This is a genomic window from Pseudomonas sp. BF-R-26, assembly GCF_019947395.1.
Taxonomy (GTDB): Bacteria; Pseudomonadota; Gammaproteobacteria; order Pseudomonadales; family Pseudomonadaceae; genus Aquipseudomonas; species Aquipseudomonas farris.
The window spans coordinates 107309-125012 of the sequence record NZ_JAGYGK010000017.1; the positions used below are offsets into that span (position 1 = coordinate 107309).

The window sequence follows — 17704 nt, forward strand, 5'->3', positions numbered from 1 at the left end:
TGACACGACAACCAGCACTGCTTACCCGAACACGCCTGGAGAACAATAATGACAACTCGTGACAAGGCCAAATGGCTCAGATTCCTGATTCTCATCCTCGGTGGTGGCACCATCTACAAGCTGGCGAACCTCAAAGACGCCTTCTATATCCCCATGCAAGAATTCATGGGCTTGAGCCACACTGAAATCGGCATGCTGCTGAGCGCCAACGCCATCATCGCCACCGCACTGTTTGTCGTCGGCGGCATGCTCGCCGACCGCTACGACACGCGAAAACTGATCCCCATCGGCCTCATCGGTACCGGTGGCCTGGGGCTGTATCTGGCGACCTTTCCGCCGTTCAGCAATTTGCTGATCGTGTTCAGCCTGTTGGCCGTCTGCGCCGATTGCATCTTCTGGCCCTCGCTGCTCAAAGCCATCCGCAATCTGGGTGACGATCAGGAACAGGGTCGGTTGTTTGGACTGTTGGAAGGTGGGCGTGGCGTCATTGATACGCTTGTGGCTTTTTCGGCGCTGGGCGTTTTCGTCGCCATGGGCTCCGGTGAAACCGGTCTGAAATCGGCAATCCTCTTCTACTCGGTCATCGACATTCTTGCCGGAACCCTGACCTGGTTCCTGCTCAAGGGCAGCAGCGCGCAGACGATTGCCAAGCCGAAGAACGGTATGTCGAACCTGCTCGAGGCCATCAAGGTACCCGGTATCTGGCTGGTCAGCCTCAACGTGTTCATGGTCTACATCGTCTACTGTGGCCTGACCTATTTCATTCCCTACCTCAAGGAAGTGTACGGGCTGCCCGTGGCACTGGTGGGCGCCTACGGCATCATCAATCAGTACTTCCTCAAGATCCTCGGTGGCCCCGCCGGTGGTTTCATTGCCGACAAGCAGTTCAAGAGCACCAGCCGCTATTTGAAGTGGGCATTCCTGGCCTTGCTGCCGTTGATGGGCGTCATCCTGCTGATCCCGAAAAGCCCGAGTTTTATCTATGCGGGCATGGCAGCCACACTGTCCTTCGCGCTGATTGTATTTTCCATGCGCGGCGTATTCTGGGCGCCCATGGGTGAAGTCGGCATCCCTTCGCACATCACCGGTTCAGCCTTCGGTATCGGCTGCCTGATCGGCTACGCACCGGGCATGTTCGCTTACGTCATCTACGGCGCAATCCTCGACCATTTCCCGGGTCAACAAGGCTACAACTACGTCTTCAGCTTGATGAGCCTGTTGGCCGTTCTTGGGTTCATGGTGTCCAGCTTGCTGTATAGGACTGTTCGGAATAAATCCATGCCAATGGGTGCCGTTAGCGCGGCGCAAAGCTGATCGGGTAATCGTCGCCTTCATTGAACAGGCCAAGGCCTTTCGGTGAAGGCGGTCGGTTCAGGCCCTAACCCTGGACTTGAAATCGTCTGGGATGCAATGCATAACAAAAATGCCCGCGTCTTGCGATCCGGGCATTTCGTTCACCGGCTGAGTGGCGTTTTTATCTCTGTCTGCGTTAGAAACTCGCTTTGACCGACAACATAAAGTTACGTGGATCACCGTAGTAGTTACCGAAGGTCTCGGTACCGATGGTGGCGTAGTAGCGCTTGTCGAACAGGTTGTTGCCGTTGAGCGCAACCGACCAGGTGTCGTCGATGCGATAGCCAATGCGGCCGTTCCAGATCGCATAGCCCGACTGGCTGATTTTCTCACCACTGGAGGGTGAAACCCGGAAGTTATCGCTTTGCGCGTTAACGCCAGCGCCGATCGTGAACCGCTCAAGTGACCCGCTCAGCGCGTAATCGCCCCACATACGCAATACATGCCGAGGCACATAACTGTTGAACGCTGCTCCGTTCAGGCTGGTGTCGATGTCGTCGAGGGTTTTGGTCTGGGTATAGGTGTAACCTGCCAGTACTTGCAGGCGTTCAATGACTTCCCCGCTGATCTCGGCCTCGACCCCCTGAGCGCGAACTTTGCCGGCATTGACGTAGCAGTAACCATCGGACGACGGGCAGGACGAATTGTAGTCAGTCTGCGCCTGATCTTTCTGGATCGTACGGAACAGGTTGAAGGAGCTGTTCAGTCGACCGTCGAACCAGGCGCCCTTGATCCCCAGCTCATAGCTCTGGCCCACGAGCGGCTTAAGCGCCGAACCGCCTTCTGAGCGGTAATTGCCTTGCGGGGTAAAGATATCCGAATAGCTGGCGTAGGCCGTCAGGTTCTCGTTCAGGTCCAACAGCACAGCGGCAAACGGCGTAACCTGCCCGGTCTCTGTAGTGCTGGAGTGTTCCGAGGTGCCAGTGTCGATGAAGTCGGAGTCGGTATCGGAGTTGTACCAGCTCACCCGACTGCCGACGACAACTGTCAGCGGATCAGCCAGTTTCAAACGCAGTGTCGAGTAAATGCCCTTCTGTTTAGTCACTGAACTGACCGGCCCGCCGCGAGATGAGTTGTCGATAAAGTAACTGTCATCCGGCTCCGGTATATGCTTGTCGGGGTTGAACACATTCTGGCGCTGCGGCAAAAACGCCACCGAGTAGAAGTCGTCCTTTTTCGAACGGCTGGCGTTGAAGCCCACGACCAATTCATGTTGCTGACCGAACGCGTCGAACTTGCCATCCACGTAGGCGTCCAGGCCGTAATCGACCTGATCGTAATCGTACATACTGCCCAGCACACCGGTGGTGTTGGTGCCGGGAGTCACGGCGCCGGAGGCGAACGCGTATTTGATGTCCTGAGTGTTTTTTGTGTAAACACTGGCGACCTTCAAGGCCCAGTCTTCGTTGATCTGGTGTTTCAGATCACTGAACACCGTGGTGCGCTGGCTGCGCCAGGTGTTCCAGGAAGGATCGAGGCACGTCGAACGACTGAGCTTCAAATCGCTGCTATCCCTGTAGCGCGGCAGGCCACCCCAGCATGGATTGGCGTCCACGTCTTCATAGGCAACGCCCAGCCCCAGCGTCGTGTCAGGGTTCAGATCAACATCGAGCGCGCCGTAATACACCTGATCCTTGCGACTGGCGTCGTCCACAAAGTAATGCCGGCTCTGCTCGGCAACGACGGCCCGTCCGCGTACTGTGCCGGCGTCGTTCAGCGGGCCACCGGTGTCGACCTGTCCGCGATAGTTGTCCCAGCTGCCACCGGACAGCGTGATGTCGGTGTGCGGGGCCGTCTGGCCGCGTTTGCGCACGAAGTTCACGCCGCCAGCAGTGCCACCTGAACCTTTCATCATTCCCGCTGCGCCGCGAAGAATTTCGACCCGGTCGTAATACGCCATGTCACCGCTGAAACTGTCGGCCTGAACATAGAGGTTGCCCATGTCCAGCGGTACACCGTCGTACTGATACTGGCCCGACATCCGGAAACCGCGCGAATAAAAATATTTGCCGCCCATGGTCGAGTCGTAGACGGTAATGCCCGGGGTCTTTTCCATGACCTGATCGATGGTGTTGAGGTTCTGGTCATCCAGCATCTTGCGGGTCATCACCGTGACCGATTGCGGCGTTTCCTTGAGGGAATGTTCGCCCTTGCCGATAGTCACCGCGCCGGTGGTGTATGAACCGCTGTTCTCGGTCGTTGCGCCCAACATCTGCCCGTTGATGTTGGTGGCGCCCAGTTCCAGCGCCGACCCGGCAGCCGGTACCGGGCGCAAAACGTAAGTACCGTTGGCCTGTGGTTCAGCTTGCAGACCGCTGCCACCCAGAATCCGTGCAAACCCTTCGCCGACCCCGAAAGCACCTTTGAGCCCGGGGGATTTCAACCCGTCGGTCTGCCGCGCATCAAAGGAAATAGCGGCACCCGCCGCACTGGCGAAATGGCTGAGGACTTCAGTCAGGCTGCCCCCGGCGATGTCGAAGGATTGAAGCTGATTGTGCTGTTGCGTCGGCGCCGCGATCGCGGCGACCGGCCATACGCAAATCGACGTTGCCGCGAGCAACCCGACCTTCACTACAATCGCCAGACGACCTGGCGCGTACACCCGATACATGCTCACCCTCCCCCAAAGACCATCAATAAAAACTCACTGAGGGATGAGCCGAACGATGCGTATGAAAAGTGCAAAAGCCCTAAAACTTTTTTTGCGCGGCGCACGCTAATGCACATCACCGCCTGAAACATTGACCCAGTAGCGACTGTACCGGGTGATCCGTAGCGAAAATCCACTCTCCAGCGCAGCCAGCGCCAGGTCGGTATTATTAATGGGGAACGCGCCTGACACCTTCAGTTGGGCGATACGCGGATCGCAGCGCAGCACGCCTGTGCGATAGCGCGAAAGGTCGGCCAGCAACTCGGCCAAGGGACGATTAATGGCAATGATGCTTCCCTGTTGCCACGCACCGACCGAAGCATCGTTGCGCCGTACAACCCCCAACGAGTGGCCATCGAAGTCCATGGACTGGCCGGCCTCCACACGCACCGTCGAGCCACCGCCAGCCGAACGGACCTCTACGGCCTTCTCGATCACCGCCACCCCACCGCCCTGCTCATGGGACCGGACGATAAAACGCGTCCCGAGCGCCAGCACCTCTCCATGATGGGTGAGCACCTTGAACGGCCGCTGCAAGGGATCGACAGCAGTCGTCACAAGGATCTCGCCCCGTAACAGTTCGAGTACACGTTGACGACCGTCGAAACGAAGGTTGACTGACGTGTCGGTGTTGAGCAGCAACAAGCTGCCATCGGCCAACCGAAATTCACGGCGCTCACCCACGGCGGTGCGAAAATCGGCAAACAGGTTCTGGGACGTTTCACTGCGCCAGCCCAACCAGCCCAGCGAACTGGCTGACGCGAGCACCAACACACTGCGCAACACCTGACGCCGGGATCGATCAGCGCCGCGCAACGCTGGCGAAGCCAGGGAGCCCGGCACACTCGCCATCTGCTCGCCTACGTCCACCATGCGTTGCCAGGCTTGGCGATGAGCAGGATCGGAGACCAGCCAGTCGTTCCAGGCTGCCAGATCCGAATCGGTGGTGACACCAGACCGAAGTCGGGCGTACCACTGGGCAGCGACGCCAATCGCCTTCAACTCAGCGGGCGAAAGGCTCACGCCAGTTGCAACTGAATCTGCATCAGACAGCAATGCTCCATGGCCTTGGCCATGTAGTTGTTGACCGTGCGGGCGCTGATATTCAAGCGCTCGGCAATCTGCGGATAGGTCAGACCGTCGAACTGAGACAGGATGAACGTCTGCTTGACCTTCGTCCCCAATCCTTGCAACAGGCGGTCGATTTCCATCAGGGCTTGCAACAGGATCGCCTGTTCCTCCAACGAAGGCTGCTGCCATTCGGGCATAGCGGCCAAGGCTTCCAGGTAGGACTGTTCCAATGAGCGTCGGCGAAACAGATCGATCAGCAAGCCCTTGGCGATCATCGACAGGTAAGGTCGCGGCTCGCAAATCTCTAGCGCGTTTCGCGCCTTGATTACCCGAACAAAGGTGTCCTGCGCCAGGTCTGCCGCATCGAAAGCATTGCCCAGACGCTTGCGTAGCCAGCCATTGAGCCAACCGTGATGGTCGCAATACAGATCATTGACGGCGCTACGCAGGGATAAATCGTTGGCGGACATGACGATGGAATAATTCGCGAGTGATAATGACTCGCATTGTCATGCGTACGAAGGGTGATTTGCAATAGCCACATTGGCCGACAAGCCCCGCGTCACCGGAAGGTGCGAGGGCGAGATGCCGGAGTTCGGAGCAGGTTTCGCCGTCATTGATTGAGCGCTGCTCCCTACTTCTTGATGCCACTTATTAAAGAGAATGGGTGACTCGGTAGCCGTCTGGCATCCAGACAGCGATCGGAGATATCACAGGCGTTATTCACACAGCCACCCACGACTTTGTTCTGTTGCAAAGCCATGTAAGCCGAACCGGGGTCCTGGAACGTCACCGGTGTTGCCCCGGCAATTCGGATCGACTGCTCGGAGGTCGAGCCTTTGGTGGAGCTGATGCGCTTGTCTTTGAAGAAGCTTTTCGGCTGATCGGCGTTGGTTGAGCGCAGCAGTACTACTACGGCAACCGGACTTCTACAAACAGAACTTTCTGGACCTCAAATACGATTGGCAGGTCGGCCCCGGCATCCTGCGTACCGACTTGCGCCACTTCGACAACCCTATGTTCAGGTCAATTTGGCGAGACGCCACTCAAATTTTCAATCAATGACGGGGTCACCACTGCGCGATATCCATCAGCATTTGGGTGCAATCCATCCGCAACATACTGATTAAACAGGTCGGGATTTGATTTCAAGACCGCCTCCCACCTTGGGTAATTGTCGATCAAACGAAGTCCCCTGGCTTTTGCAACATCCCGGTACATCTGGAAGTAATCCAGTAACTTCGGTCTCTGCACTCCAGAGCCTCCAATCACTGGATTCGTCACCATTAAAATGATCTCCGTCGATGACTTGGCAGCCTTGATCCGGTCAATCATTAGCTCGAGGTTTTTCCGTGCTTGTACGACGGTGGTTTTGTTGGGAAGGAAAGCGTCGTTGATCGCGAATTCGATAAACACCGTATCCGGGCTTTTGGAGATGACTCGACTTTCGAGATTTTCAACACCCCATCCCGACCACATCGAATCCTTGCCACTATTTATAATCGTGGCACGTCCAGGGTAACGCTGATTCAGATCATCCCCAAGCTGCTGCACCCAGGCGCCGGAGGCCGTCAAGCTCGTACCATAAGCTACGACGGTCTGCGCCTTGCCAGCATCAAGGTTTGAATAAAGATCGCTTTCCTGACCAGCAAAGCTGGCCGCGCTTAACGAAAGTAACATTCCAGCAAACAGAGCCTTGGCCCACAAACCATTCATTCAACTGTCCCGATCTTTTCACAGGGGGCAAGGATGAACCTGTGAGCTTGAGGCGTCCAACAGAGAAGTCATAAGCCCAAATACCGTGTCAAACCTGCTCAGGTAAAACCCTTGCCGGGAATGCTTCCACTTTTAGCTTCTCCATCACCAGCCCTATAAAGGCTGATACCGCCAACGGCAAATGTTGCCGACTGGGATAAAGCACATGCAGGCCGTATCCAGTGCGATGGTAATGCGGTAATACAGGCACAAGGCGGCCAGCCTGAAGATCGAAATTAACTATCGTGGACGGCAGCAACGCAATGCCCAAGCCAGCCACCGTGGCCTTACGCAATGCCTGAGCCGTGTTTCCATTGAAACGGCTGGTCATCTGCACATCTTCCTCAACACCGTTTGGCCCATTAAGACGCCACGTGGTGACGCCGCTAGGATGACCGAAACTCACACAGTCGTGATTGACCAGATCCTCTAGCGTAGCGGGCACACCTCGGTTATTGAGGTACTTGGGGCTGGCGACCAAACCTTCATTACCTGCGCCAATGAGTTGGCGACCGACGTATCCCGAATCCTGCAAAGTGCCCCCTCGAAACGCGATGTCGATCCGATCAGCGATCAAATCGGCGCGTGCATCACTGAGTACGAAGTCAAGCTGAACCCGTGGATGCAAGGCTAGAAAATCGGCCACCCATTCCATAGGGAAGAAGTCGAAGAAATCAGCCATCGCTGCAATGCGCACGATGCCACTGGGCTCCTGGCTTCCCGTCATTAACTGCTGTCCGGCATCGATCAGGCCTTCTACCGCGCCAGAGCACCGGTCATGAAAAGCCTGACCTGAATGGGTAAGTGTGAGCTTGCGCGTGGAGCGCTGCAGCAGCCGTGTGCCGAGCTGCGCCTCGAGTTGTTGAACGCGTCTGCTTAAGGTGTTGGGCGGCATTCCAAGCTGCCGCGCCGCTTCGGCAAAGCTGCCGTTGCGCACCACTTGTACAAACAAGGCGACGTCGTTCAGGTCAATCATCTTATTGCCACTACTTCGCTTAATGGATTAGTTCAATCCAATTATGCCATCTAATAAAGTAATTAATAGGCGCATATCCTTGGGCATAGCTGCAGTCGACCGGTTATGGCGGTACTCGTCGCGCCATCGAACAACTGCAGCTGGTGGCCATTGAGTTGCAGATGGCCCCGGTACGCAATGCGGTGCACATCGGCATCGCTGAATTCATCGGCATCTGGCAACAGGGAAAGAACTTCAACGATTACCCGCATCTGGCCCAGGCAGCCACAGCGCTGCTCGACGACATTGTCTGGTGGGCCCAAGCGCTCAAAACCCAGAGAGAAAACATATGACCGCCACCGTCGCTGCTCTGCAACGCGCCATTGTCCATCGCACTAAAGGCAGCACCCACGGCCCGATAACTCGGCTCATGAGCCCGGGTGATCTGGGCGAGCGTCTGAAGCCTTTCATTTTCCTTGATATTTTCCGTATGGACGCCAGTCGCGGCAAGTCGAGTTTCGGCATGCATCCGCACTCCGGGATCGCGACCGTCACCTTCATGAGCGAAGGCGAAGTTGCCTATGAAGACACCACGGGTGCGACAGGTGTATTGCTGGCCGGAGGTCTCGAGTGGATGCGCGCCGGCAACGGTGTTTGGCACGACGCGACGCTGACCAGCAAGTCCTTGATGCAGGGTTTCCAGCTCTGGGTGGCGCTGCCGCCGTCGTTGGAAAACGCCCCTGCGCTGAGCACCTATCTTGCGCCCTCCCAAGTTCCGCAATCGGGACCGGCACGCGTGCTCCTGGGGCGATACGGTGACGCGCAAAGCTTGATTGAAGCGCCGAGTGATATGAACTATCTCGCCGTTAATTTGAAGGACGGCGAGCGCTGGCGGTACTCCCCGCCGTCCGGTCACACCGTTGCCTGGCTCGCGGTGAGTGCAGGAGGCCTGGACGCAGGAGGCCTGATTAATGCCGGCGAACTCGCCATTTTCGAAGAGACCGAGCAACACATCGACTTCTCGGCACAGGGCGACTGCTCATTCGTGATGGGCTCAGCGGTGAAGCATCCGCACGATCTGGTGACAGGGTACTACTCAGTGCACACGAGCGAGACGGCTTTGGCGCAGGGCGAAGCTGAGATACGGCGTATCGGCGAACGCCTGCGGCAGAAGGGACGTCTGAGCTAGCCCCCAAGCCGCGCCGTCAGTCGATAAGACTCCCCACTAAACACCCCACCAATCCCGAATTATCAATCCTCAACCTACTGAGATAGATCATGACCACGAACAATCTCGACCTGCTTTTGTCCCCTGCACAAATCGGCGCTCTCCCTCTGAATAACCACATGGTCATGGCGCCTTTGACGCGAAGCCGTGCCGGTGAAGGTGATGCTCCGACGCCCACCGTGGTTGAGTATTACCGGCAGCGTGCCAGTGCCGGCCTCATCATCACCGAAGGTTCTCAGGTCTCGGCACAAGGCAAAGGCTATATGAGAACGCCGGGCATCTTCACCTCTGAACAAATCATGGGGTGGAAGCAAGTGACCGACGCTGTTCATGCAGAAGGTGGACGGATATTCCTGCAACTCTGGCATGTCGGACGGCTTTCACATCCATTGGTGCAGATCAACAGCGCCCTGCCAGTAGCACCTTCAGCGATCAAGGCTGATGGTGAGATTTACACTTCTGAGGGACTCAAGTCTTACGAAACCCCACGGGTTCTGGGTCTCGATGAGATTCCTGGAGTGATCGCTGATTTTCGCCAAGGTGCTGAAAACGCAAAACGTGCTGGATTCGACGGCGTTGAAATCCATGGTGCGAACGGTTATTTGATCGACCAGTTCCTGCGCGATGGCACCAATAACCGAACCGATACCTACGGCGGTTCTGTAGAGAATCGCGCTCGATTTCTCAAGGAAGTAGTCGAGTCCGTCATCGAGGTCTTCGGAGCCAGCCGCGTGGGTGTTCGCCTGTCGCCGATTTTCAATTATTTCTCCATGAGCGACAGCGATCCCCAAGCGACTTTCAACTACGCGGCGAAGATGCTCAGTCGCTATGGGCTGGCCTACATTCACGTGGTGGAACTCGGTGTAGGGCCATTCGATTTCAGGGAATTAAAGCGTCGTTTCGGTGGCACCTACATCGCCAATGGTGGCTATGACGCAGAGCGCGCGGGAACGGCGCTCAGCTTAGGTGATGCTGATCTGGTGTCGTTTGGCACCGGGTTCCTGGCCAACCCGGATTTGGTGGAGCGATTCAAACACGGCGAGTCCTTGAACGAAGCAGACCCAACGACGTTCTACCAAGGTGAGGAACGCGGTTACACGGACTATCCGACCATGGCGCAATCCCGATCGACACTATGAGCAAAATACTGGATTAGACATCAGTCAGCGTTATGTCTCACGGCGATCGCGAGCCATTCGCTGGCGCTTACAGGGCTGTTTAGTAAAAGCTCCAACTAATTGCAGCCCAAACATCAATTCCTTGCAAGGTCCGCATAACGGCATATGGATACAAAGCCTATTACACCAACACCTTACTCATCCCATCTGAACTCATGATGGATCAGATGAGTCAATAAGCTCAGCCGCCGTTACGCTGTGTGAGCATCGACATCTGGCGGTGCAAAACCTGATCCTGAATGCGAACTGCCCCTTTCCTACCAAGTGATGGGAGGTCCGCGCCACAAGTGCAGATAAGCGAAAACGTGGCGCGGATGTTTCGGAATAAGAGTTTGGTCGAGCTGAGACGCGATCTATAGGTGACGAGCACTTCGCGCCATTAGTTTGATCAGTTGCCTCGGCTAAGCTGCACATTCTGGCTTGTGCATTCGGTGGTGCTGACAGTGCCCATGAAAGCATTCATCTTCACGGCGCACTTCTCAATGTTCAAGCCGTTACGCCCATCACTCGAGATATTGGTGACATATGGACCGGCGGTTGTGCAGCCGGCCAAAACAGCGAGCATGCCCAGAGCAATGATATTTAGTTTCATATGAGTCCTTTCGAGCAGTGGCCTGAGCCCATCGGTTCGCCGAAATCGGTATTGGGGGTCGGTTAAATTGTGCTTATTTGGAGCCCTTCAAAATCGATGGGACGAGTGTGAGTGAAGAACCCGTCTTGCAAGCCAATTATCTTGGCGCGGACCAGCTCCGGAGTCTCAATACCGAAGTGAATGATGTACTCGTCACTGTTGTCCTTCCGCTGAATGCTGGTGACATAGTCGGCCACCTCCCACGGAGTAAGCCCAATAGCGTCGCCAAGAATTCTGTTTCGGCGAATTTCTGAGGTCTCTTCAGACTGATTGCTCATGGCTCGGTCCTTCAGTGAGATTGAGCTGAAGCTTAGACCAACCCCAGAAACCCACACCCCACTGTCGCATCCGCTCACTAGACGGTGAGGACTCCACTCAGAGCCAGTCGTATTACAGGGGTAAAAACAGAGACAAATAAAAAAGGGTCGCGAGATAAAATCTCGCGACCCTTTTGAATTATATGGTCGGGACGGAGTGATTCGAACACTCTACCCCTAGCACCCCATGCCATTATAGATCGGATTCCACTGGACGTTAATAAAATCAAATAAATCCAGATTACCCTAGTAAATACAACACCTTCAGGCTAATCTAACGTCCAACACCACCCAAAACACAGCAATACAAGCCAGCGCTTTCGGTGGGGTAAAAGTGGGGTAAAAATAAAAAGGCAGAAGGGGCATGGCAAAAATCCAAGTCAAGCAACTGGAAGCGCTTACCGCTGATGATGGCGGCCTGACACTGCGAGAAGATGGCGGAATTGTCGGGCGCGTTCGCGTCGGGCAACGGGGCATCACTGTTCTGTTTCGTTATGAGTTCAAGTTGAATGGCGCCAAGCGCGACCATGCACTCGGTTCTTGGCCCAAGAAAAGCCTTGCCACCATCCGTGCCGAGCGCGACCGCCTGCGCGTTACGGTAGGCGAAGGAATCAACCCCACCGCCGCGAAGAAAGCCGCCAAGATCGAAAAACAGGCCGCTATCGAGGCGACCATTGCCGGGGCCAAGCGCCTGGCTGCCGAGAACCTGACAGTGGCCGACCTGTTCGTCGAGTGGCTAAAAGATGGCGTGGCCCGCCAAGATGACAATGCAGAACTAATCCGCAGCTTCACCAAGGACGTGCTCCCCAGCATCGGCCAAAAGTCTCTGCGCGCTCTTACCGAGAAAGATATTCTCGCCATGCTGCGTACCGTACGCGAACGTGGCGTCAATCGGTATGTAGTCAGTCTGTTTGCCGATCTGAATCAGATGCTCGCATGGGGCGAGAAGCGCAAGCCTTGGCGCGGCCTGATGATCGACGGCAACCCTGCCAACCTGGTGGAAGTCAAAAAACTTCTAGACCACGACTATCAAGAAGAACGCGACCGCATTCTGACTGTCGATGAAATCAGGGAGCTGCGCGACATATTTGAGCGCATGGAGCGTGATTATGCCGCCCTGCCCCCCGGCCAGAAATATTCCGGCGTCCGTCCGCTGGAAAGGAAAGCACAGCTTGCACTGTGGATATGCTTGGGCACCCTCTGCCGCATCGGCGAACTACTCAAGGCCGAATGGCGCCACATCGATTTAAGCAAGGGAACATGGTTTTTGCCTGCCATGAACACCAAAGGTCACCGAGGAGCGCGCCAGGATCACCATGTTTTTCTGTCTACCTTCGCCCTGCGCCAGTTCAAAGAACTGCATACCCTGACGGGCAACACGCCATACCTGTTCCCCGCCACCAACCATACCGGCCACGTAGACCTAAAGAGCATTTCCAAGCGCGTAGGCGACCGGCAAGAACAGTTCAAGAAACGCAGTAAACCTTTATCCGGCCGGCGCAATGACAATACGCTGGTACTGAGCAAGGGCACCAATGGCGACTGGACCCCGCACGACCTGCGCCGCACCGGCGCAACGACGATGCAGGAGCTGGGCGTCACCTTGGAAATTATCGACCGCTGCCAGAATCACCTGTTGGGTGGCTCCAAGGTTCGCCGACACTATCTGCACCATGACTACGCCAAGGAAAAAACCGAAGCATGGCGACTGCTGGGCGAACGTATCGACGCAATATTGGCTGCTGACAACGTGGTGCCGATCAACCAAAGCACGCGTTTATCGGCTGACCTTGGGTAGCTTCCGAAAAGCAAGCACCCCAAATGTGAAACCAGCCGACCCATTCAGGATGGGGACGCTCAAGGAGGCGTGAAGATGGAAAAAATTGATCGAGTAAATGACTTACCGAAATGGTTCAACCTAGACAACTACAGTCAGGCAAAAAAATTTAATTCCACTGAGTGGCTTCGGCAACTTGAGGTAAGGCGCTTCCTGCTGAGGCTTCTTAAGCACAAGCATGTTGATTCGCTTACTGATGTGATGGGCGTTTCAGCACAAAAAATGTATGCAGCCATAGCTCCAAAAGTTCTAGGCTCGACTGATTTTGATGTGCTGTCCAGAATGAGTCTGGTTGGTCTTAAAGGAGTCGAAAACCTGGATACCCAAGACCTATGGGAGCACGCGCTTAATATTTCCGATGATCCTAATGAATGGTTTGAGTCCATCAAACGGCGTAACCATGACTATTACAGCGCCCCCATTCTTAGCCCTGACCCCGTGCGCCTTACCGCTCTCGATTCCATAGATCGCGAAGTGTATGCGGCAGTCAAAGTGTCCCTGGACCTGCCGGACGCAGTGCTTATCGAGAACTTCAAAGCGTGGCTGGCTGAAACAAGGAAGACCGCCGGGGCGACTCGATCAAAGTATCATCGCCCCGCCTACGGTCGATGGGCGTCCTACGGCCTGTTGCCTTACCTTGATCTGATGATATGGGCACTAGATTCGAATATACATATTCCTGATCGCGTAATGTCAGCAGCAGTGAGTCGTTACGATAAGGGGGAAAGTAGTTTTAGAAAAACAGTCGCTCCCCTCGCAGATGGACTAATGCGCGACCTGTCAGAATTTCGAGCACTGGCGGCAGTTGAAGCCCAATCCTCTGCTAATCCGGAAACTTTTGAGTCCTGAAAACTTCCGGAAAATTTGGCCCGCTGAAACCAGGATCGAAATTGCCCGCCTTCTCACATTGAATGTCTAGCCATAAACCACTGAGCGCCAGATAGCGCGAAGGAGTTATGGCAATGACCGCAATAACAACCACCCCACCCCGCCGCATCATGCGCCTCCCGGAAGTCGTCACCATGACCGGCTACGGGCGCAGCTCCATTTACAACTTTATGGATGCTGGAACTTTCCCGAAGTGCCGCCGCATTGGCCCACGCGCTGTCGGCTGGGACAGCCTGGAGGTTGATCAGTGGATCACTGATCGCCTGGAGGGCCGCGCATAATGGACAAAAATAAGCCCATCACTAAGGGCAAGCTCGGGAATGAATCGCGCACAAATAACACCCGCAGCAACACCCAGCTCACTCGCTTGATAGCTTGGCCCAAGCTGGGGCCGACAGATGTTCTCACCACCATGCGGGAGCTGAATATCTGCCGCCCAAGCGCCCGTATTTCCAAGCTGCGCGCCATTGACCACCCAATCAAGACCCTTCGTATCACCTCGACAGACGACCATGGTCGCCCCCGCCAAGGCATCGCCCTGCACTTCCTGCCCCAGCAGGGAGCTCAACCCATGACGACCAACCAACCCCATCAACCACCGAGAGCAACCCTGGCTTACCCAAACCTGGCCAGCCTCTACCTGTTCACCCTGCCGATTGGTGCAGACCTACCGTTGCTGATCTGCTTGGAGGCGGCTTTATGGATTTCGTGATCCTGTTTCGTGACGATATGCAATCCGTGTTCGGGCCGCTTGATTGGTTGCCGATACCAGACGGAAAAATCCACCGCTTCCACGTGCCAGGCGACACGTCAGGCACCCACAACGGCGCCTATCAGCTTTATTTAAATTGGATCGCTTGGGGCTGGTTTGGCACCTGGAAGGACGGTAAATGGCACAACTGGCGCAGCCGTAAGCCTGCCAACCGCCTGGAGACGCAGTTGATCGACCAGCGAATCAAGCGGGCACAACGTGATCGAGAAGCCGAGCAGCACAAGCACCAGCAAGCCGCCGCAAAAAATGCCAACCGCCTGTGGAGCCAGGCACAGCCAGCCGCAGATGATCATCCCTACCTATCCCGCAAGCGGGTAAAGGCATACAGCCTGCGCCGGGATGGTGATGTGCTGCTGGTGCCGTTGATCCATGACGGACTACTGGTCAGTCTGCAGCACATCTTCCCGGACGGCTCCAAGCGCTTTCTGTTCGGCGGCAAGACCACGGGCTGCTGTTCACTTATCGGCACGATTCAGCCAGGTCAGCCACTCTACATTTGTGAAGGATGGGCTACCGGCGCCACTCTCCACGCCGAAACCGGCGCGGCCGTGGCCTGTGCCATGACTGCCGGCAACCTGCTTCTAGTCGCCCATCATCTGCAGCGCCAGAATCCAAACGCCGTATTGATCGTGGCCGGCGACGACGACCGCATGACCGAAGGCAACCCCGGGCGCACCGCTGCCAAGAAGGCGGCCGACATCTTGGGCTGCGGATTGATCTTCCCGCCTTGGTCGGGGGCCGAGCCCCTGACTCTTTCCGATTTTAACGACCTGGCCAATTGGAGAGCAGCGCAATGACTTCCACGCTTATTCCTGAGCCAGCCTATCCCGATCCGCAGCCTCTGCTGCCAGACGTGTCGATTGCGGCACCTTATCCCCTGCAAGCCCTGGGTGATTTGCTGGGCGGCGCTGCTGCAGCCATTATCGAAAGCGTGCAAGTGCCCGATGCCTTAGCCGGGCAAGCTGTGCTGGCCGCTGCTGCAATGGCTGCTCAACCTCACGCCAATGTACAACGCGCCGGCCAACTAATCCCCCTATCACTGTTCGCCCTTACCATTGCCGAGTCTGGTGACCGCAAGTCGGCAGCGGACCGCTTGGCACTGCACGCCCATTACGAACACCAGCACACTCTATTGGGTGCACATAAGGCCGAATACAAGGAGTACCGCAATTACCGGGACGCCTACCAGAAAGCCCGTACAGCCATTCTCGACAGCGCCAAGGGCGATCCGGAAACCGTAGCTATTGAGCTGGGTAAATTGCTTGAGCCAATCGAGCCGCCATCGCCTTTCATCCTGGCCGAAGAACCGACATTAGAGGGGCTGCAAAAGTCCCTGCTGCGCGGTTACGCCTCGCAAGGGCTATTCAGTGACGAAGGCGGCCAATTCTTCGGCGGTTACGCCAGCAGACCGGAGAACATGCTGAAAAGCGTGGCCGGGCTATCGAAGCTTTGGGACGGCTCACCTATCACGCGCATCCGCGCCGCCGAAGGTGAAAGCGCATCACGCAGCGGTTGCCGCTTGAGCGCACATCTGATGATTCAGCCTATCGTGGCGCAAAATGTGCTGGGCAATCCAGTGTTACAGGGCCAAGGCTTTCTGGCACGCTTTCTAATCGCTTGGCCGCAGTCACTGGCAGGGAGTCGCTTCTACCGGGATGTCGACCCCATGAGAGACATAAGATTGGGGCGCTACTGGCAGCGCATGGCCCATCTGCTTGCTCTTGAGCCGCCGCAGAATGAGCAAGGAGAGCTGGCTCCCCCCGCGCTGCCGATGGGGCCGCAGTCGCTGGCCGCCTGGGTTGCCCAACACGACGCTATTGAGGCGGAGTTAGGCAAATGGGGCGAATTGTGCGAAATCAAACCGGCCGCCGCCAAGGGCGGCGAAAACTTGCTGCGGATTGCCGGCGTACTGGCCGTGGTCGAGAACGCCAATACCATTACCCTACCGATTATCGAGCGGGCCGGAATGCTGGTGCGCTGGCATCTGGACGAAGCCCTGCGACTGACCAACCCAACGAAAGTGGAGCCACACCTATATAAAGCGCAAAGCCTACTGGATTGGCTCCTCAACAAAGGGTGGTATACCTTCGATTCACGCAAACTACAGCGCGCAGGGCCTGCCATAGCTCGCAAGACCGCAAAGCAGCGCGACGATTTGCTGGCCGTGCTGGTGGAGCATCATCAGCTTCTGACCAGCGATGGAAAACATTTCACCATCAACCCGGCTGCGACAACTGCGACAATTGTGACAAAGCCCGTCCCGCAGGAGCTCCAAGCCTGCGACAGCGTTGGGACAAGCTGCGACAAAGCATCTGTAGAGTCCTGCCTGTCGCAACCTGTCACAGACCTGTCGCAAACCTACACGTCAATCAATTCGGGGGGTGTCGCAGAAGTCGCAAATGTCGCAGTGCGCCCTGTGTTTGGGGGTGATATATGAGTGCCGCCGAACTACTGAGTCGTGCCAGTGCCGAAGGGGTGGAGCTGTTACTGCAGGGCGACCGGCTGACATGGGCTGCTGACCACCAGCCGCCCGACGATCTGCTGACCAACATCAAGGCGCATCGCCTGGAAATCATTGCCGCTCTGGGGGCGGCGAATGATTCGACAGCAGAGGCACAAGCATGGCTGGCCCGTGTCGCCTGCCTGTTGGAATGTTCGCCGGTATACCTGTTGGAGCATGGCTTCATCGACCGGCATGACCTGGCCGAGCAGCGCCGAATTTATCCGCTCTTTGTCGTGCCGCTGATCCGCAGCAACCCTGCGTGGGTCCAGGAACGACCTGGCATCCCAGCACCTTTCGCGCCCGGGCAAGAATACATCCGCGCCCGAAGCACTTTGACCGTCACCACAACAATGCCTGAGTGGTGCCGGGTCCGTGACAGATATATCAACCACCTGATGCTTTGCCATGCCTGCCATGCGCCGATAAGCCGCTACTGTGTTACAGGTGCCAAGTTACGCCAGCGGTATAACCAGACGCCAATGGAGCCAAGACCATGACCCGGATCATCGTAACTACCCTGGCCGCTATCGCACGGAAGCCCGGAACCACCAAATGTGACAACTCGG

General features: G+C 56.4%; 18 protein-coding genes and 2 pseudogenes. 12 read left to right on the top strand and 8 right to left on the bottom strand.

The annotated features are described in order from the left end of the window. Positions 1-48: 48 nt before the first annotated feature. A complete protein-coding gene (locus tag KGB18_RS24115; RefSeq protein ID WP_123721007.1) occupies positions 49-1314 on the top strand; it encodes an MFS transporter in 1266 nt (421 codons plus the stop codon). Between the two features lie 175 nt (positions 1315-1489). On the opposite strand, the gene KGB18_RS24120 is transcribed toward KGB18_RS24115, so the two are convergent. The 4 genes and pseudogenes from KGB18_RS24120 to KGB18_RS24135 form a co-directional block, all read right to left on the bottom strand. After that, entirely contained in the window at positions 1490-3964 is a 2475-nt protein-coding gene (locus tag KGB18_RS24120; protein ID WP_223570592.1) for a TonB-dependent siderophore receptor, read from the bottom strand. Positions 3965-4069: 105 nt separating this feature from the next. Further along, positions 4070-5026, bottom strand: coding sequence for a FecR domain-containing protein (locus tag KGB18_RS24125; RefSeq protein WP_201060018.1), 957 nt, complete (start codon positions 5024-5026; stop codon positions 4070-4072). Next, entirely contained in the window at positions 5023-5544 is a 522-nt protein-coding gene (locus KGB18_RS24130) for a sigma-70 family RNA polymerase sigma factor (protein ID WP_123721004.1), read from the bottom strand. Before KGB18_RS24130 ends, KGB18_RS24125 begins: the two co-directional genes overlap by 4 nt. A 251-nt stretch (positions 5545-5795) precedes the next feature. Further along, positions 5796-5975: pseudogene (locus KGB18_RS24135) on the bottom strand (ABC transporter); the annotation flags it as partial. A gap of 3 nt (positions 5976-5978) precedes the next feature. Between KGB18_RS24135 and KGB18_RS24140 the strand changes: the two are divergent. Further along, positions 5979-6088: pseudogene (locus tag KGB18_RS24140) on the top strand (hypothetical protein); the annotation flags it as partial. 12 nt (positions 6089-6100) lie between these two features. On the opposite strand, the gene KGB18_RS24145 reads toward KGB18_RS24140, so the two are convergent. Beyond that, positions 6101-6790 (bottom strand): SGNH/GDSL hydrolase family protein, encoded by a 690-nt coding sequence (locus KGB18_RS24145; RefSeq protein ID WP_123721003.1) that lies wholly within the window; start codon positions 6788-6790, stop codon positions 6101-6103. Between the two features lie 88 nt (positions 6791-6878). Next, positions 6879-7805: a LysR family transcriptional regulator gene (locus KGB18_RS24150; RefSeq protein WP_223570593.1), complete on the bottom strand. Its 927-nt coding sequence runs from the start codon at positions 7803-7805 to the stop codon at positions 6879-6881. A 161-nt stretch (positions 7806-7966) separates the two neighbouring features. On the opposite strand from KGB18_RS24150, the gene KGB18_RS24155 reads away from it, so the two are divergent. The 3 genes from KGB18_RS24155 (at position 7967) to KGB18_RS24165 (ending at position 10151) form a co-directional block, all read left to right on the top strand. Beyond that, positions 7967-8137, top strand: a complete 171-nt coding sequence (locus KGB18_RS24155; protein ID WP_223570594.1) for a hypothetical protein — start codon at positions 7967-7969, stop codon at positions 8135-8137. Further along, positions 8134-8973: a pirin family protein gene (locus tag KGB18_RS24160; protein WP_223570595.1), complete on the top strand. Its 840-nt coding sequence runs from the start codon at positions 8134-8136 to the stop codon at positions 8971-8973. Before KGB18_RS24155 ends, KGB18_RS24160 begins: the two co-directional genes overlap by 4 nt. Positions 8974-9062: 89 nt before the next feature. Beyond that, positions 9063-10151 (top strand): alkene reductase, encoded by a 1089-nt coding sequence (locus KGB18_RS24165; protein ID WP_223570596.1) that lies wholly within the window; start codon positions 9063-9065, stop codon positions 10149-10151. Between the two features lie 427 nt (positions 10152-10578). On the opposite strand, the gene KGB18_RS24170 is transcribed toward KGB18_RS24165, so the two are convergent. Both KGB18_RS24170 and KGB18_RS24175 read right to left on the bottom strand, forming a co-directional pair. Beyond that, positions 10579-10782, bottom strand: coding sequence for a hypothetical protein (locus KGB18_RS24170; RefSeq protein ID WP_223570597.1), 204 nt, complete (start codon positions 10780-10782; stop codon positions 10579-10581). Between the two features lie 62 nt (positions 10783-10844). Then, positions 10845-11099: a hypothetical protein gene (locus KGB18_RS24175; RefSeq protein ID WP_223570598.1), complete on the bottom strand. Its 255-nt coding sequence runs from the start codon at positions 11097-11099 to the stop codon at positions 10845-10847. Positions 11100-11502: 403 nt separating this feature from the next. Here KGB18_RS24175 and KGB18_RS24180 point away from each other — a divergent pair, with 403 nt between their 5' ends. From KGB18_RS24180 to KGB18_RS24210, 7 genes are all read left to right on the top strand, one after another. Next, complete coding sequence (locus KGB18_RS24180; RefSeq protein ID WP_223570599.1) at positions 11503-12936, top strand: tyrosine-type recombinase/integrase; 1434 nt, start codon at positions 11503-11505, stop codon at positions 12934-12936. Positions 12937-13011: 75 nt separating this feature from the next. Continuing rightward, entirely contained in the window at positions 13012-13824 is an 813-nt protein-coding gene (locus KGB18_RS24185; RefSeq protein ID WP_223570600.1) for a DUF6387 family protein, read from the top strand. Positions 13825-13937: 113 nt separating this feature from the next. Then, complete coding sequence (locus KGB18_RS24190; RefSeq protein WP_223570601.1) at positions 13938-14144, top strand: AlpA family transcriptional regulator; 207 nt, start codon at positions 13938-13940, stop codon at positions 14142-14144. Then, positions 14144-14575 carry a helix-turn-helix domain-containing protein gene (locus KGB18_RS24195; protein WP_223570602.1) on the top strand — a complete coding sequence of 144 codons (432 nt, stop codon included), beginning with the start codon at positions 14144-14146 and terminating at the stop codon, positions 14573-14575. The genes KGB18_RS24190 and KGB18_RS24195 overlap by 1 nt, the downstream gene beginning before the upstream one ends. Beyond that, positions 14563-15432 (top strand): toprim domain-containing protein, encoded by an 870-nt coding sequence (locus KGB18_RS24200; protein WP_223570603.1) that lies wholly within the window; start codon positions 14563-14565, stop codon positions 15430-15432. The genes KGB18_RS24195 and KGB18_RS24200 overlap by 13 nt, the downstream gene beginning before the upstream one ends. Continuing rightward, positions 15429-17072 (top strand): YfjI family protein, encoded by a 1644-nt coding sequence (locus tag KGB18_RS24205; protein WP_223570604.1) that lies wholly within the window; start codon positions 15429-15431, stop codon positions 17070-17072. The genes KGB18_RS24200 and KGB18_RS24205 overlap by 4 nt, the downstream gene beginning before the upstream one ends. Continuing rightward, positions 17069-17635 carry a hypothetical protein gene (locus tag KGB18_RS24210; RefSeq protein ID WP_223570605.1) on the top strand — a complete coding sequence of 189 codons (567 nt, stop codon included), beginning with the start codon at positions 17069-17071 and terminating at the stop codon, positions 17633-17635. The genes KGB18_RS24205 and KGB18_RS24210 overlap by 4 nt, the downstream gene beginning before the upstream one ends. Positions 17636-17704 lie beyond the last annotated feature (69 nt).

Bases quoted from the DNA above. Each gene is read 5' to 3' on its own strand.
- KGB18_RS24150 (WP_223570593.1), bottom strand. From the start codon at position 7,805: ATGATTGACCTGAACGACGTCGCCTTGTTTGTACAAGTGGTGCGCAAC.
- KGB18_RS24200 (WP_223570603.1), top strand. From the start codon at position 14,563: ATGGATTTCGTGATCCTGTTTCGTGACGATATGCAATCCGTGTTCGGG.
- KGB18_RS24180 (WP_223570599.1), top strand. From the start codon at position 11,503: ATGGCAAAAATCCAAGTCAAGCAACTGGAAGCGCTTACCGCTGATGAT.
- KGB18_RS24185 (WP_223570600.1), top strand. From the start codon at position 13,012: ATGGAAAAAATTGATCGAGTAAATGACTTACCGAAATGGTTCAACCTA.
- KGB18_RS24155 (WP_223570594.1), top strand. From the start codon at position 7,967: ATGGCCCCGGTACGCAATGCGGTGCACATCGGCATCGCTGAATTCATC.
- KGB18_RS24120 (WP_223570592.1), bottom strand. From the start codon at position 3,964: ATGTATCGGGTGTACGCGCCAGGTCGTCTGGCGATTGTAGTGAAGGTC.
- KGB18_RS24165 (WP_223570596.1), top strand. From the start codon at position 9,063: ATGACCACGAACAATCTCGACCTGCTTTTGTCCCCTGCACAAATCGGC.
- KGB18_RS24210 (WP_223570605.1), top strand. From the start codon at position 17,069: ATGAGTGCCGCCGAACTACTGAGTCGTGCCAGTGCCGAAGGGGTGGAG.
- KGB18_RS24205 (WP_223570604.1), top strand. From the start codon at position 15,429: ATGACTTCCACGCTTATTCCTGAGCCAGCCTATCCCGATCCGCAGCCT.
- KGB18_RS24115 (WP_123721007.1), top strand. From the start codon at position 49: ATGACAACTCGTGACAAGGCCAAATGGCTCAGATTCCTGATTCTCATC.
- KGB18_RS24160 (WP_223570595.1), top strand. From the start codon at position 8,134: ATGACCGCCACCGTCGCTGCTCTGCAACGCGCCATTGTCCATCGCACT.
- KGB18_RS24130 (WP_123721004.1), bottom strand. From the start codon at position 5,544: ATGTCCGCCAACGATTTATCCCTGCGTAGCGCCGTCAATGATCTGTAT.
- KGB18_RS24190 (WP_223570601.1), top strand. From the start codon at position 13,938: ATGACCGCAATAACAACCACCCCACCCCGCCGCATCATGCGCCTCCCG.
- KGB18_RS24145 (WP_123721003.1), bottom strand. From the start codon at position 6,790: ATGAATGGTTTGTGGGCCAAGGCTCTGTTTGCTGGAATGTTACTTTCG.
- KGB18_RS24195 (WP_223570602.1), top strand. From the start codon at position 14,144: ATGGACAAAAATAAGCCCATCACTAAGGGCAAGCTCGGGAATGAATCG.
- KGB18_RS24170 (WP_223570597.1), bottom strand. From the start codon at position 10,782: ATGAAACTAAATATCATTGCTCTGGGCATGCTCGCTGTTTTGGCCGGC.
- KGB18_RS24175 (WP_223570598.1), bottom strand. From the start codon at position 11,099: ATGAGCAATCAGTCTGAAGAGACCTCAGAAATTCGCCGAAACAGAATT.